The following is a 14,297-nucleotide window of genomic DNA, read 5'->3' as shown; positions in this document are numbered from 1 at the left end:
GCCATGAGCTCCGCATCCTCGAAGCCGGCGTCGCTGTTCGACGTGTCTCTCCTCAAACCCGCGCTGCTGGACAGCCTGAAGAAGCTCCACCCGCGTGACGTGGCGCGCAACCCCGTCATGTTCGTGGTGTGGGCGGGCAGCCTGCTCACCACGGTGCTGGTGGTGAAGGACCTGGTCTCCCCGCGCACCGACGGCGCGCCCTTGTGGTTCACCGTCTGGGTGGCGGTGTGGCTGTGGTTCACCGTGTTGTTCGCGAACTTCGCGGAGGCCGTGGCGGAAGGGCGCGGCAAGGCCCAGGCCGGCGCGCTGCGAAAGATGCGCAAGGACACCACCGCGCGGCGACTGGTGGACGGGCGCGAGGAGCGTGTGCCCGCGCCGAACCTGCGCAAGGGCGACCTCGTCGTCTGCGAGGCGGGTGACCTCATCCCGGGTGACGGTGAAGTGGTGGAGGGCATCGCCAGCGTGGACGAGTCCGCGATTACCGGCGAGTCCGCGCCGGTGATTCGCGAGTCCGGTGGAGACCGCTCGGCGGTGACGGGTGGAACCAAGGTGCTGTCGGACCGGATTGTCGTGCGCATCGCCGTCAACCCGGGTGAGTCCTTCCTGGACCGGATGATTGGCCTGGTGGAGGGCGCGGCCCGGCAGAAGACGCCGAACGAGATAGCGCTGCACATCCTGCTGGTGGGCCTGACGGTGGTCTTCCTGCTGGCGTGTGTGTCGCTGGTGCCGCTGGCGCTCTACTCCGGTGTGCCGCTGTCGGGTACGGCCGTCGTGGCGCTGCTGGTGTGTCTCATCCCCACGACGATTGGCGGCCTGTTGAGCGCCATCGGCATCGCCGGCATGGACCGGCTCTTGCGCAAGAACGTGCTGGCCATGAGCGGCCGTGCGGTGGAGGCGGCGGGAGACGTGGACACGCTGCTGCTCGACAAGACGGGCACGATTACGCTGGGCAACCGCATGGCCACGGAGCTGCTGCCCATGCCGGGTGTCCGCATGGAGGACCTGGCGGAGGCGGCGCAGCTGGCGAGCCTGGCGGACGAGACGCCCGAGGGGCGCTCCATCGTCACGCTGGTGAAGGACACGTACAAGATGCGTCCGCGCGAGCTGCTGGCGCACCACGCGACGTTCGTCCCGTTCACCGCGCAGACGCGCATGAGCGGGTGCGACCTGGTGGACCCGCACCCGCGTAGCATCCGCAAGGGCGCGGTGGATGCCATCGTCAAGCACGTGCAGGCCCAGGGCGGCGCGGTGCCGGCGGAGCTGACCGTGGCGGCGGGCCGCATTGGTGACGCGGGCGGCACGCCGCTGGCGGTGGCGGATGGCTCGCGGCTGCTCGGCATCATCCACCTGAAGGACGTGGTGAAGGGCGGCATCAAGGAGCGCTTCGACCGCTTCCGGGCCATGGGCATCCGCACGGTGATGATTACCGGCGACAACCCGCGCACCGCCGCGGCGATTGCTCGTGAGGCGGGCGTGGATGACTTCCTCGCGGAGGCGACGCCCGAGGCGAAGCTGGCGCTCATCCGCACCGAGCAGGGCAAGGGCAAGCTGGTGGCGATGACGGGTGACGGCACCAACGACGCGCCCGCGCTCGCCCAGGCCGACGTCGGCGTGGCGATGAACACCGGCACGCAGGCGGCGAAGGAGGCGGGGAACATGGTGGACCTCGACTCGAACCCCACCAAGCTGTTGGAGGTGGTGGAGGTGGGCAAGCAGCTCCTGATGACGCGCGGGACGCTGACGACGTTCTCCATCGCCAACGATGTGGCGAAGTACTTCGCCATCCTCCCGGCGCTGTTCATGGGGGTGTTTCCCCAGATTGCTCCGCTCAACGTGATGGGCTTGTCGTCGCCGTACAGCGCGATTCTGGCGGCGGTCATCTTCAACGCGCTCATCATCATCGCGCTGATTCCCCTGGCGCTGCGCGGTGTGCGTTACCGCCCGCTGGGCGCGGCGGCCCTGCTGCGGCGCAGCCTGCTCGTCTACGGAGTCGGCGGCGTCATCGTTCCCTTTGTCGGCATCAAGGCCCTGGACGTGTTGCTCACGGCCGTGGGCCTGTCCTGAAAGTGAAAGGGCTCCTCATCATGGTCTCCACTCTTGTCACCGCCCTGCGCGCCTGTGTCGTCACCCTGGTGCTCACGGGTGTGCTGTATCCGCTCGCCGTCACCGGCGTGGCGCAGCTGTTGTTCCCCTCCCAGGCCCAGGGCTCGCTCGTGAAGGACGAGCAGGGCCGCGTGGTGGGCAGCGCGTTGATTGGTCAGGGCTTCACCCGAGGCGGCTACTTCCAGCCGCGCCCGTCGGCGGCGGGGGCGGGCTACGACGCGGCGGCGTCCTCGGGCAGCAATCTGGGGCCGACGTCCCAGAAGCTTCGGGACCGGGTGACGGCGGAGGTCGAGCGCCTGCGCCAGGAGAACCCGGACACGCCAGGGCTGGTGCCCGGTGAGCTGGTCACCACGTCGGCGTCCGGCCTGGACCCGCACCTGTCGCCGGAGGCGGTGCGCTGGCAGGCGCCGCGCGTGGCGAAGGCGCGAGGCGTGGCGCCGGAGCGCGTACTCGCGGTGGTGAACTCGCACGTCGAGGGACGGACGCTCGGCGTGCTGGGCGAGCCGCGCGTCAACGTGCTGCTGCTGAACCTGGCGCTGGACCGGCAGTTCGGTCGGCTCGCCTCGGAGCCCGCGCAGCCGATGGGCGCGGTGACTCCGGCGGTGGCACCCACGGGAACTCCGTGAGTCAACGCGCGCACCGGCGCTGTTTCCCAGGGGGCGGCGCGCGCCGTCTCGTGCTCGTACCGTGCGACGGTCCCTCATGACGGAGTCCATTCTCCCCATGCATTCGTGCGGAGGCGCGGGCATTGTCGCTCGCGCCTCCGCTGTGGAGGTCCGAGGGTGACGATGACGCGACGTTCGCGTGCGGAGGACTTTCTGGAGCTGGTGGAGCGGGGCCGGCGAGGTCGGCTCAAGCTCTACATCGGCTTCGCGGCTGGCGTGGGGAAGACGTACCGGATGCTCGAGGAGGCGCACGCCCTCAAGCGCCGGGGCGTGGACGTGGTGCTCGGCTTCGTGGAGACCCACGGTCGCAAGGAGACAGAGGCCCTGGTGGAGGGGCTGGAGGTGGTGCCACGCAAGGAGCACACCTACCGCGACGTCACGGTGGAGGAGATGGACCTGGACGCGGTGCTCGCGCGCAGGCCCCAGGTCGCGGTGGTGGATGAGCTGGCCCACACCAACCTTCCGGTGTGTCGACACCGCAAGCGCTACCAGGACGTGCAGGAACTGCTCGACGCGGGCATCAACGTCATCGGCGCCTTCAACGTGCAGCACCTGGAGAGCCTCAATGACCTGGTGGAGCGCACCACCGGCGTCATCGTGCGCGAGACGCTCCCCGACAGCTTCCTGAAGGGCGCCGACCAGGTGGTGAACCTGGACCTGGCGGTGGAGGACCTCCACGAGCGGCTGAAAGCGGGGAAGATCTACGCGGAGGACAAGGTGCCACGTGCCCTGGAGAGCTTCTTCAAGGGGGAGAACCTGTCCACGCTGCGCGAGCTGGCGCTGCGAGAGGTGGCGGAGAGCCTGGACCGCGCCACCGCCGGGCTGCCGTCGCGCGCGGGAGACGAGGGACAGCAGAAGGGCGCGTCCTGGGGCCGGGTGCTGGTGGCGCTGTCGAGCTACCCTCCGCGCGCGGCCACCCTGCTGCGGCGAGGCTCGCGCATGGCGGGGCGGCTGAACACGGACTGGTTCGTGGTGTACGTGGAGACGCCGCGCGAGGCCCCGCACCTCATCGACGCGGAGGCGCAGCGGCACCTGCTGGCCAACATCGAGAAGGCGAAGGAGCTGGGCGCGGAGGTGGTGCGGCTGCGCTCGAAGGACCCGGTGGAGGCGATTCTCGACTTCGCGCGCTCGCACGGCGTGGGCCACATCATGGTGGGCCGCTCGCATCAGCCCTGGTGGAGGCGGGCCCTGGGCCGCGCGGCGGACGTGCGGCTGCTGCGCGAAGGCGAGGGCTTCGACATCCATGTCGTGGCCTTCGACCCCGCGCCCGAGGAGAAGCGTTCATGACGCTGAGGCTGAGGTTGCTGCTGGCCCAGGCTCCCCTGGCCCTGGCCCTGGCCCTGGTGGGCGTGGTCGCCGTCGTCACGTTGGCCCGGCTGGGGCGCTCCGGGCAGCGCATCCTCCAGGACAACTACCGCAGCGTGCTCGCGACGCAGCGGATGACCGAGCAACTGGAGCGGATGGACAGCGCCGCCCTGTTCATCGTCGCGGGGGAGCTGGAGCGGGGTGAGGCACAGCAGTCCGCGCAGCGTCAGGTGTTGGAGTCGGAGCTGCGCCTTCAAGAAGGCAACGTCACCGAGCCTGGCGAGGCCGAGGCCACGCGCAGGCTGCGCGCGGGTTGGTCGCGCTACCAGGTGGCGTATGACGCGTTCCTCCTGTTGTCCTCGGAGGCGGAGCGGAAGGTGGTGTACTTCCGAAGCATCGAGCCCGCCTTCCGTGAGGTGAAGGAGGCGGCGGCATCCATCCTGGCGCTCAACCAGGACGCGATGGTGCACAAGAGCGAGGAGCTGCGGCGACAGAGCGACCAGGTGAACACGCTGATGGTGCTGGCGGTGCTGGCGGCCTTCGGTGTGGGGTTGTTCGCCTCCACGTCCCTCACGCATCGCGCGCTGCGGCCCGTGTCGGTGCTGTCGCAGGCGGTGCGGCGATTGGGCCGAGGTGACTACGCGGTGCGCGCGGTGGTGGAGGGGACGGACGAAATCGCGCAGCTCGGGCAGGACTTCAACTCGATGGCGGAGGCGCTCCAGCAGTATCGCCAGAGCAGCCTGGGCGAACTGCTCCAGGCGCAGTCCGCCTCGCAGGCGGCCATCGACAGCCTGCCGGACCCGGTGGTGGTGTTCGGCTCGGATGGGGTGTTGCTCAACGTCAACCGCTCGGCGGAGGACGTGCTGAAGCTGTCGCTGGAAGGCGGCGGGGACGTGCTGGGCCGCGTGGTGCCGGAGGCGCGCGAGGTGCTGGAGCGGGTGCGCGGCCATGTGCTGGGCGGCAAGGGCGCGTATCAGCCTCGCGGCTACGAGGAGGCGGTGCGGGTGGAGCTGGCGGATGGAGACCGGTGGCTCCTGCCGCGTGGGAGTCCCGTGTACGGGGAGACGGGCGAGGTGGTGGGCGCCACGGTGATTCTCCAGGACGTGACGCGGCTGCGTCGCTTCGACGAGCTGAAGAACGACCTGGTGGCCACGGTGGCGCATGAGTTCCGCACGCCGCTGACGTCGCTGCGCATGGCGGTGCACCTGGTGGCCGAGGGCATGGTGGGCGCGGTGACGGAGAAGCAGGCGGACCTGCTGTTCGCGGCGCGCGAGGACTGCGAGCGTTTGCAGGGCATCGTCGATGACCTGCTGGACTTGTCTCGCATCCAGGCGGGGCAGCTCCGGCTGGAGGTGCGGCGGGTGCCGGCGGAGGAGCTGGTGGAGGCGGCGCTGGACTCACAGCGCTCGGCGGCGGCGGAGCGCGGGGTGCGACTGTCGAGGCAGGTGGGGCTGGAGGTGGAGTCAGTGGACGTGGACCCGGACCGGCTGGGCCTGGTGTTGGGGAACCTGGTGGGCAACGGGGTGAAACACACGCCGGCGGGGGGCGAGGTGGAGGTGCGAGTGGCTCGTGAGGGGACGCACGTGCGCTTCGAGGTGCGGGATACGGGTGAGGGCATCGCACCGGAGCAGCAGGGCCGCATCTTCGAGAAGTTCTACCGCGCGCCCGGGGCCCCGGTGGGTGGCGCGGGGTTGGGGTTGTCCATCGCGAAGGAAATCGTCCAGGCGCACGGCGGAGAGCTGGGCGTGGTGAGCGCTCCGGGGCGGGGGAGCACGTTCTGGTTCACGCTGCCGCAGCAGGCGGCGGCGGTGGAGCCGACGTGACACTCCCGCCCGTGCTCCTTGTCGGAGGCACGGGCGGGAGCTCGTTCACCAGGAGGACTTCGTCACACGGAGGCTTCGCCCCAGTCCTTCATCTCCTCGCGGCGAATCTTGGAGGCCTCGCGGACGAGGTCCTTGCAGGACATTCCGATTTCCTTCTCGGTGACGTTCTTGGTGACCTGCGGGAGGATGTTCTGCTCCTCGTCGGCGATGTGGCGCTTCACCACTCGCTCGAGTGAGTCGACCCGGGCCTTCACGGCGTTCATGTCGTCGCGCATCCGGACGATTTCGCCCAGGAGCTTCGTCATCTCCTGATGGTCTTCTTCCGCGTGCTCGATTTTCTCGTCGCCCACCACGCGGGTGGCCTTCGGATAGACCCAGCGCTCCTCGATGGTGGTGTGCAGCATCAGCGCCTCCGCGAGCTGGATGCAGAGCTCCTTCCGGCTCGTGTCGTCCGGGGCGCGGCGGAATGCCTGGAACAAGGCGTCGACTTCGCGGTGCTGTTGAATCAAGAGGTCGATGACGTCCACGGGTGCGCTCCTTGTGTCGTTGGGGTCGCCGCACAACGGTCCGCATGCATGCGGGTCGTGGCAATCACAGGCATGGGCGCGCAAGCTCCCTCGCCATGTCCCACGTGGGGGAGTGGGCAGGGGAGCGCTCCCTCCGGGCACAAGGCGTCGAGTGCTTGAAACCGTGCGGGGCTACACCGGGGACAGCGGAAATCGCCGGAGGATGCGTGGCTCCTGTCCCACTTCGAGCAGGAACAGGGAGTCCTCGCTGGCGATGAGCAGTCGCTCGCCGGTGATATCGAAGGCGCCCGCCGAGCCCTGGAACGCGAGCCTGCGAACGGGTGCGCCATCCACCACGAGCAACCCCAGGTCCAGGAAGCGCCACCGGCCATCCGCTCCCAACGTGAATGCGGAGTCCGTTCGGCCGCCGTGCTCCTTGGCGAAGTGCTCCAGGTCCTCGGTGAAGTCCTCCTCCGTGGGCGCCGGTGTCACCGTGCCATCCGCTTGCAGCTTCGGGACGGGGGTGTCGAGCCGCCAGCCACCTCGGTCCACCCACCGCAGGCCCGTGTCCACCGAGTACACCCCGCCACGTCCCGAGCGGTCCTCCGCCCAGAGCAGCTTCCCATCCGGCGACGTGGCCTGCCGCTGGAGGTACTTGCGCACCTCGACCAGCTCCACCGTCGAGTCCACCCGTGCATTCACGAGATAGACGCTCCCCGCGCGCTCCACCGCCGCGGCGAGCGACATGCCCGGCGCATCCGTCACCCACGTCCCGTCGCGCAAATCCAACACATGCAGCTCACCATCGAAGGTGAACAGCGCATGCGCACCCTCCGGCGACACCGTGACGAGCCGCACCGGTGAAGGAAGCTCGTGCGTCGCTCGGACCTGTCCATCGTCGAGCCCGAGGATGACCGCGACCGAAGGGAAGCACACGAGCGCGGCGTCCTGACCGAGGAACGCGCAGCCCGTCGGCCTCTGCGTCTCCGCTTCCCCCTCGAACTGCGGCGGCGGGAACAGCTCCACGTCCATCCGGTCATCCCGCAGCCAGTACCGGGCCTCGCGAGAGAACGTCATCCCTGGCCGGACCGAGCGCTCCTCAGGTGGTGGCCCTCCGGGCTCCGCGCCGAGCTGCACACACAGGGCATCGAACGCGGTCTGGAGCGCGAGGTGCTCGAAGTCCGAGTACACATCCTCGCGGCCAGCCTCGCGCATCGCACGCAGCCGTCCATTGGACGCCAACAGCTCCTGATAGCGCACACTGTCGAGGCCCGGCATCCGCGCACCACCGGGCATCTGGTTCAACGGACGCTGTGCGGGCGGTGTCACGGGGACCTCATCCAGAATCAGCTCGCGCGGCGAGAAGCCCGCGGCCGACAGCTCCGCCGGCCAGTCGGCGCCCACGTCCTTCTCCGAGAGCAGTCGGCGGAGCATCGCCGGTCCGCTGTCCGCCATGCGCGGGTCACCTCCCGGCATCAGCGGAACCACTTCGCCCTCCTCGACACAGGCCTGGAAGAAGGCGACCTGCCACACATGCTCTTCCGTCCAGCCCAGACATCGAGCCACCAGTCTCCCCAACGCGCGGTGGACAAGTCCCCCCGAGGCCGCGACATGTCCCCACCGCTCCGCTCTCGCCGAGGAGGCAATGCACTCGACGTGGCAGAGGGGACACCGCGCACCCGCATGCTCCGGGCCTACGAGTTTCCCGCATGCGCACCGGAAGTCCCGCACCGGGCCGAACACGACTTCCGACAGCGCGCCTTGTGGACTCGGTGTGCCCTCGTTGTCCTCGGTCAGGAGGACACCGGTGATTTCGCCCGACGAGCGGCCTCGCAGCGCGCGCGCGGCCTCCAGGATGGCGAGCTCCGGCGAAGTGCGTGGCGGGCGGAAGAACGCGGTGGGCTCTGGGACCTGGGTCGGCATGGCAGACCTCACGGGTGGGATGTGCCCGCGCCAGTCACGCCCCCCTGGGCGCTGGCGGTTGGCACCCCGCTCCACGGTTGCGCTAGCTTATGTCGCTGCGGCGCGAGCGGGGTGTTGAAAGCTGTCATCGAAGCGGGGGACGCACGATGGCCCAGGCGAAAGCGAAGGCGCTCCAGACGCCAGCTCCATCCCGTCCGCCCCCCGCACCTGCGCGCTCCACGCAGAATACGCACGACTTCCAACCGGCCTCCGCGCGGTCAGAACTCTTTCTCGGTGCGCTCGCGGGCGGAGGCGCCACGGAGCAGGACGCTGACGCGCTGTCCCTGTCGGGTGGAGGCGCCACCTTCGACTTCGCCTCAATCCCTCTCTTCCCACCGTCACGGCCGCCCACCGCGACGGGATGGGGCATCCAGCGCAAGGCGGCGGTGGGCCCGGAAGACGACCCCTTCGAGCGCGAAGCCGACGCCATCGCCATGGAGGTCCTGGGCCTGCGCGGCGCATCGCCCGGTGGCTCGGAGGCCCTTCCCTCCGCGCCCTCGAACGCGCCTGTCCCGCCTGCCGCCAGCGTCGCGGCTGCTCCGGGCATCGCGCTTGCCGCCACTCCGCAGGCGGCACTCGAAGGTCCCTCGAATGAACCGGACGAGCGTGCGAGCGGGGCCCTCGAGTGGGAGCACGGGCTGGCTCCTCCGAGCACGCCCCCTGCGGACAGCGCGCTCCCTCCGCCTCCTGCTCCACCCCCGGCGGGTGCCGCGCCGTCCGGTGGCGACGAGGCGGGCCTCACCCTGGGCGGCAGTCCCATGCCCCAGCGGGTGCGGCGCTTCTTCGAGGAGCGCTTCGGGCATGACCTGTCCTCGGTGCGCATCCACGCCGATGGCGAGTCGGTCCGACGCAACGAGGCGCTCCAGTCCTACGCCTTCACCTATGGAAGCCATGTCTGGTTGGGCGCGGGCCAGCGCGCGGAGCCGTCCTTCATCCTCGCCCACGAGCTGGCGCACGTGCTCCAGCAGACGCAGCCGCGCGCACTCGGCGGCGAGGGCGCGGGCGGCGCACCCCAGCGCATCCAGCGTGTCCCGTATTGGGAGCCCGCCCACGAGACGGGCACCACCGCGCACCGACGGCTCATCCCCGCCATGGCGAATGCCTCCGGTGTGTTCGGCGAGGCGCCCGTGCCCGAGCGTGGCACTGGCGCGGGCGGCCTGGGGACGCGCGGTGAGGCGGACTTCTACCGGGCCTCCGGGCCCGGCGGGAACAACACCGTGGCCGTGCGCTTCAACGCCCACGACGACCCGAGGTGGTTGGGTGCGCCCGGCGACCTCGTGGCTCCCGGCGGGTATGACCATGCCGTGGGCAGTGCGCCGCAGGGCCCTCGGACGCGCGGCGGGGCCATCACGCGCGTCGACCAGGCGCCGACGCAAATCACCCTCGGCGAGATGAAGCCCGCCTTCGGCGCGGACCCCGAGCCCCAGCTCACCCGCTACGAGGAGGCCTTCCGCGCGGCGGCGGGCCACACCAACGACTACGCCAACCGGCAGCCCTCGGGGACCAACTGGAACCCGAGCATCAACCGCTTCGCTCAAGCGGACCTCACCATTCCCCCCGAGTACCAGCCCGGCAACACCAGTCAGGTGTCCCAGGACCTCATCATCAAGGAGTTCGACCTGGAGAAGCGCTCCGTCCGGCGCTACCTCCGGGAGCAGGGCTACGTCTCCGTCCCAGGACGTCTGCGCGTGAGGTTCGAGGGCAACCCGGGCTCGTGGGTCTACGCCTGGGTGCCGGACAGCATCCCCACCAATCCCCGGCTCCCCCGGAGCATCCAGGCGCTGGGGCCGCAGATCATCACCCATCTGAGAGATCCGCTGTTCCAGTTCCCCATCCGGCGCAGGACGCCTGGGCGACAACCCAAGCTGCGTCCCGCCCGGCTCGCACGTGTGCTCGGGGCTCCGCCCAAGGCGCTCAAGAAGAAGTTCGGAAAGGACTTTGGCCGAGCCATCCGGCGCCGAGGCCCGCCGCAGCTCGACCCGTTCCGCGCGCAGTATCCGCAGTGGACGCAGGCGCTCACGCGCTACTCGCAGCAGTACCGGCAGGTGTCTCGCGCGGACAAGCAGAACGCCGACGCCGCCACGGACCTGGTGAGTGCCCACCAGCGACTGTTGCGCGACGGCTGGACGACGACCCCGCTGTCCGCGGTCGAGCTGGAGTCGCGCAACACGAACAGCGCCGTGAAGATGTGGACGGGGGCGAGTGCGCGCACGTTCGGCTTCTTCCGCTACCACTTCGGCTGGCTCTTCGAGAAGGTCGCCAATGCCTACGAGTGGCTGAGAGACCGCATCCAGGGCGCGCTGAGTGCGCGCTCCACCCGCGCGACGGGCGACGGCCTCACTCGCGCTGTCATCAACGCCGCGTTCCAGCTCTTGAAGGTGGCGGGACGCATCCTGGTGGACCGCACCTTCGACCAGCTCATCCAGTCGCTCGTCGGAGGCGTGGAGGACAAGATTCAGGAGTGGACGGGCGTCGACACCGAGGAGGCGATGGACGCGCTCGCGGGTCGGATGAACGAAATCAAGGACCAGGTCCAGCGGGCCGCGATGGAGAACCTGGAGCAGTTGCTCGGAGAGTCGGTCATCAACGGTGTCATCACCGTGCTGGACCAGCTCAACGAGTTCCAGACCATGGTGGCCGACATCGGCCGGCTGGTGAGCTACGCGCGGTGGGGGCTTCGGCTCCTCGAGTGTCTGTCTCCGCCCGGCTGGGGCTGTCTGTGGATTCTCGCGCAGGCGGTGGGCGAGGCGCTGCTCGCGGAGGTGGTGGCGTCCTGCTGGTTCCAGACGAAGGCCGCGCCGTATGTCACCGCGATACCGTGGCTCGGGCGCCTCCCCACGCAATTGGCGAGCAGCGTCGTCACGTTCACCAACGCCCAGTTGCCCGGCTGGCTGAGCGGCATCCTCCGCCCCATCACCGTCTCCACGCAGGTCGCCGCCAGCGAGGTGGCTTGCCAGCCCGGAAGCGGTGGTGGTGGCGGCGGCGGTGGTGCTGGTGGTGGGCGCTCGATGCCGGACCCGGCGTTGGCGGATGCGATGATTGGGCTGGCCGAGCGCGTGGGCGAGGAGCGTCTCCGGGCCTTCGCTCGCATGTCGCGACGCATGGGCATCCCCGCGGGCCGGCCGCTCACGGCGGAGGACCTGCGCACGATAGGCGACCGCATCATCGCCAGTGGTGCGACGGCCGCGGACATGGAGCGCTTCGCGGCGCAGAGCAATCCCACCGCGACGGGAGGGCTGCTGGACCTGGCCACGTATCTGCTGGAGGTGCGGCGCACGGACCCGTCAGCGCCGGTGGACACCACGCAGCAGTGGGGCGTCACGGCATCGGACCGGGAGCGCCAGCGCCGTGAGCAGGCGGCTCGCGGCACGGGCACGCAACCCGGTGACGCAACGGCACCGAATCCTCCGGGGCCTGGAGGCGGAACGACGGCGTCGCGGCCCGAGGCACCTCGTGGAGGCACGGGACCGGAAACGGTCCCGGTGCCACAGCCGGGTGCTGGCGGCGCGCCTGACACGGGAGAGGATGACCTCGTCATCGATGCGCGGACGGGACCCGCCGTGGTGGATGCGGCGACGCGGCCGTATCCGGGACGTGGCTCGGGCAGACAGGTCGAGGATGCCCGGGTGCAGGTGCGCAACGGGAGTCCCGACCATCAGTTGAACACGGAGGTGCTGCTCTGGATTTCGGGCTTCCGTCCGCCGACCGAGGAGCAGATCGCGCTCTACAACGTCCGAGCCCGCGTCGTGGTCCGCGAGCAGCAGACGGACCGGTGGCTGCTGACCTATGAGCTCATCGAGGGCGTCTCGCTGTCTCCTGAGATTCCCAGCGGTGTGTTGCCCGCGGGCTTCCGAATCAGCGCGCATCCTCGTGTGGCGACGCCGCGTTGAGTGAGGGCGCGGGCAGAACTCAGCCTTCCCCCTTGCCTCCGGATTCGTACTTCTTGCGCTTGCGCCACAGCGTGGACGCGTCGATGCCGAGTACCTTCGCCGCCTCGTCCAACGTCGGCGCGGAGGTCATCACGCGCAGGGTGTGCTCGCGCTCCACTTCCTCCAACGTGTGCGGCCCGCCCAGCGTCACCACCGAACCCGCCGCCGCGGCGATTCGCTCCGGAAACGCCTGCGGCTCCAGCACACCCGCCGGCCATACGATGAGCGCTCGCTCCACCGCGTTGCGCAGCTCGCGCACGTTGCCCGGCCACGGATACGCCAGCAGCATCTTCTCCGTCGCGGGCGACAACTCCGGCGTCGTCGGCCGCTGCGCCGCCTTCGCGAAGAACGCCACGAACCGCCTCGCCAGCGGCAACAGGTCCTCCGGCCGCTCCCGCAGCGATGGCAGCTTCACCTCGATGACGTTGAGCCGGTAGAGCAGGTCCTCGCGGAACCGTCCCTCCGCTACGTCCTTCTCCAAGTCGCGATTCGTCGCCGCCACCACGCGAACGTCCGCCTTGCGCGTGCGGCCCTCGCCCAGTCGCTCGAACTGCTTCTCCTGGAGGAACCGCAACAACTGCGCCTGGAGCGCGGGGCTCATCTCCGCGATTTCATCCAGGAACAGCGTGCCCCCTTCCGCCTGCTCCACCCGCCCCGGCTGGTCCTTCACCGCCCCCGTGAATGCCCCGCGCACGTGGCCGAACAACTCACTCGCCAGGAGTTGCTCCGACAGCGTCGGACAGTTCACCGTGACGAAGGGCCGCCGCCGCCGGGCACTCATCGAATGCAGCGCCCTCGCGAGCACGCCCTTGCCCGTGCCGCTCTCTCCCCGCAGCAGCACCGCCGCGTCGGACGTCGCCGCGCGGGAGACCAGTCCAATCGCCGCATGCATCACCGGCGACGTCGTCTCCAGCGTCGCTTCCGGCACCGCCTGCGCCAGCTGCCCCTCCAGGCTCTCCAACTGCGACGACAGCGCCCGGTGCTCGCGCGAGCGGTCCAGCACATGCCGAATCTGCGCCGGCGTGAAGGGCTTGGGCAGGTAGTCGCGCGCGCCCCTCCGCACAGCCTCCACCGCCGTGTCGAACGTCGCGTACGCGGTGATGAGCACCACGTCCAGGTTGGGTGACTCGGCGAGCAACCGGGGCAGCAAATCCAATCCGCTCGAGGTGCCCAGCCGCAGGTCGACGAAGGCCAGGTCGGCCGGCCCCTGGGCGAGCGCGGCCAGCGCCGCCTCCGGAGTGGCCGCCTCCCGCACCTCGCAGCCGAACCCCTCCAGACACACCCTCAAGGTGTGCCGGATGTTGCGCTCGTCATCCACCACCAGCACCCGCATCGGGCGCTCCCCGGAAACGGGGGCCTGCTCCAGCCGTGCATCCATGCGTGGATTCTAATTGCATCGCCCGAGCCCGGCCGTGCGACCTGCACGACGTGAGTCCTCACGGGGACTTCCACGGCGCCCGACTCGCTCCCGCCGTGCGGTTCGCAACCCGGGCCCCGCCCTTTCGTGCAGGCTGCAACACACCCCCAGCAACCAATGCTGGCGTTGGTCCCCGGATTGCGGTGGAACAGGGGCCTATGGGTTTGAATGGGAACAACGAGGGTGGCGACGACAACATCTTCACCCGAGACAGGCCCCCCACCCGCAACGAGAAGCGCGTCCGCCAGGGAGTGACACTGGGCATCGTGCTGTTGGTGCTCGCCGGCGTGTGGGCCTATCTCCAGGGCGGAGAGAACCGCGCCATCAACGCCATGTCCCCCGCCCAGCGCGAGGCCCTCTTCGAGGAGACGCGCGACAGCTTCGACCTCATGTGCCTGGGCGACGCCGGCCCCCGCCTCCTCCGGCGCTGCCAGAAGCAGGCGGAGTTCATCCAGCGCTTCCCGGAGTGTGACGAGGCCTGCCGCCAGGAGCTCGCCCCCGTGCTGCGCAACGCCGTGCGCTGAGCACTCCGTCGCGGACTCGACGGTGGAGGCCTTGCGCGATGCACGGCCTCCCACGCGCACGCT

The 14,297-nt window shown here is 69.9% G+C and carries 9 protein-coding genes; 6 read left to right on the top strand and 3 right to left on the bottom strand.

Annotation, left to right across the window (positions count from 1 at the left end):
- Window positions 1–3 precede the first annotated feature (3 nt).
- From kdpB to HUA76_RS06080, 4 genes are all read left to right on the top strand, one after another.
- The gene (gene kdpB, locus HUA76_RS06095) at window positions 4–2,064 is read left to right on the top strand and encodes a potassium-transporting ATPase subunit KdpB (RefSeq protein ID WP_141641719.1); all 2,061 of its coding nucleotides are present in this window, start codon (window positions 4–6) and stop codon (window positions 2,062–2,064) included.
- 20 nt (window positions 2,065–2,084) lie between these two features.
- Window positions 2,085–2,729, top strand: a complete 645-nt coding sequence (gene kdpC, locus HUA76_RS06090; RefSeq protein ID WP_174460244.1) for a potassium-transporting ATPase subunit KdpC — start codon at window positions 2,085–2,087, stop codon at window positions 2,727–2,729.
- A gap of 162 nt (window positions 2,730–2,891) precedes the next feature.
- Entirely contained in the window at window positions 2,892–4,055 is a 1,164-nt protein-coding gene (locus HUA76_RS06085) for a sensor protein KdpD (RefSeq protein ID WP_141641717.1), read from the top strand.
- Complete coding sequence (locus tag HUA76_RS06080; RefSeq protein ID WP_174460243.1) at window positions 4,052–5,896, top strand: ATP-binding protein; 1,845 nt, start codon at window positions 4,052–4,054, stop codon at window positions 5,894–5,896. The genes HUA76_RS06085 and HUA76_RS06080 overlap by 4 nt, the downstream gene beginning before the upstream one ends.
- A gap of 62 nt (window positions 5,897–5,958) precedes the next feature.
- Here HUA76_RS06080 and HUA76_RS06075 read toward each other — a convergent pair whose 3' ends face one another.
- Window positions 5,959–6,423: a hemerythrin domain-containing protein gene (locus HUA76_RS06075; RefSeq protein WP_174460242.1), complete on the bottom strand. Its 465-nt coding sequence runs from the start codon at window positions 6,421–6,423 to the stop codon at window positions 5,959–5,961.
- A gap of 171 nt (window positions 6,424–6,594) precedes the next feature.
- Window positions 6,595–8,325: a hypothetical protein gene (locus HUA76_RS06070; RefSeq protein ID WP_174460241.1), complete on the bottom strand. Its 1,731-nt coding sequence runs from the start codon at window positions 8,323–8,325 to the stop codon at window positions 6,595–6,597.
- A gap of 146 nt (window positions 8,326–8,471) precedes the next feature.
- On the opposite strand from HUA76_RS06070, the gene HUA76_RS06065 reads away from it, so the two are divergent.
- Window positions 8,472–12,254: a DUF4157 domain-containing protein gene (locus HUA76_RS06065; protein ID WP_174460240.1), complete on the top strand. Its 3,783-nt coding sequence runs from the start codon at window positions 8,472–8,474 to the stop codon at window positions 12,252–12,254.
- A gap of 19 nt (window positions 12,255–12,273) precedes the next feature.
- On the opposite strand, the gene HUA76_RS06060 is transcribed toward HUA76_RS06065, so the two are convergent.
- Complete coding sequence (locus HUA76_RS06060) at window positions 12,274–13,626, bottom strand: sigma-54 dependent transcriptional regulator (RefSeq protein ID WP_141641731.1); 1,353 nt, start codon at window positions 13,624–13,626, stop codon at window positions 12,274–12,276.
- Window positions 13,627–13,868: 242 nt separating this feature from the next.
- Between HUA76_RS06060 and HUA76_RS06055 the strand changes: the two genes are divergently transcribed.
- Window positions 13,869–14,234, top strand: a complete 366-nt coding sequence (locus HUA76_RS06055) for a hypothetical protein (protein ID WP_174455943.1) — start codon at window positions 13,869–13,871, stop codon at window positions 14,232–14,234.
- Window positions 14,235–14,297: the final 63 nt, after the last annotated feature.

The organism is Myxococcus sp. CA056 (assembly GCF_013336715.1).
In the GTDB taxonomy this organism is placed as follows: Bacteria; Myxococcota; Myxococcia; order Myxococcales; family Myxococcaceae; genus Myxococcus; species Myxococcus llanfairpwllgwyngyllgogerychwyrndrobwllllantysiliogogogochensis.
This window is presented reverse-complemented; position numbering and strand designations above follow the sequence as displayed.

What these genes read in the sequence shown, in the direction of transcription:
- HUA76_RS06065 (WP_174460240.1), top strand. Translation starts at nt 8,472, where the DNA reads ATGGCCCAGGCGAAAGCGAAGGCGCTCCAGACGCCAGCTCCATCCCGT.
- HUA76_RS06055 (WP_174455943.1), top strand. Translation starts at nt 13,869, where the DNA reads ATGGGTTTGAATGGGAACAACGAGGGTGGCGACGACAACATCTTCACC.
- HUA76_RS06085 (WP_141641717.1), top strand. Translation starts at nt 2,892, where the DNA reads ATGACGCGACGTTCGCGTGCGGAGGACTTTCTGGAGCTGGTGGAGCGG.
- HUA76_RS06060 (WP_141641731.1), bottom strand. Translation starts at nt 13,626, where the DNA reads ATGCGGGTGCTGGTGGTGGATGACGAGCGCAACATCCGGCACACCTTG.
- kdpC (WP_174460244.1), top strand. Translation starts at nt 2,085, where the DNA reads ATGGTCTCCACTCTTGTCACCGCCCTGCGCGCCTGTGTCGTCACCCTG.
- kdpB (WP_141641719.1), top strand. Translation starts at nt 4, where the DNA reads ATGAGCTCCGCATCCTCGAAGCCGGCGTCGCTGTTCGACGTGTCTCTC.
- HUA76_RS06080 (WP_174460243.1), top strand. Translation starts at nt 4,052, where the DNA reads ATGACGCTGAGGCTGAGGTTGCTGCTGGCCCAGGCTCCCCTGGCCCTG.
- HUA76_RS06070 (WP_174460241.1), bottom strand. Translation starts at nt 8,325, where the DNA reads ATGCCGACCCAGGTCCCAGAGCCCACCGCGTTCTTCCGCCCGCCACGC.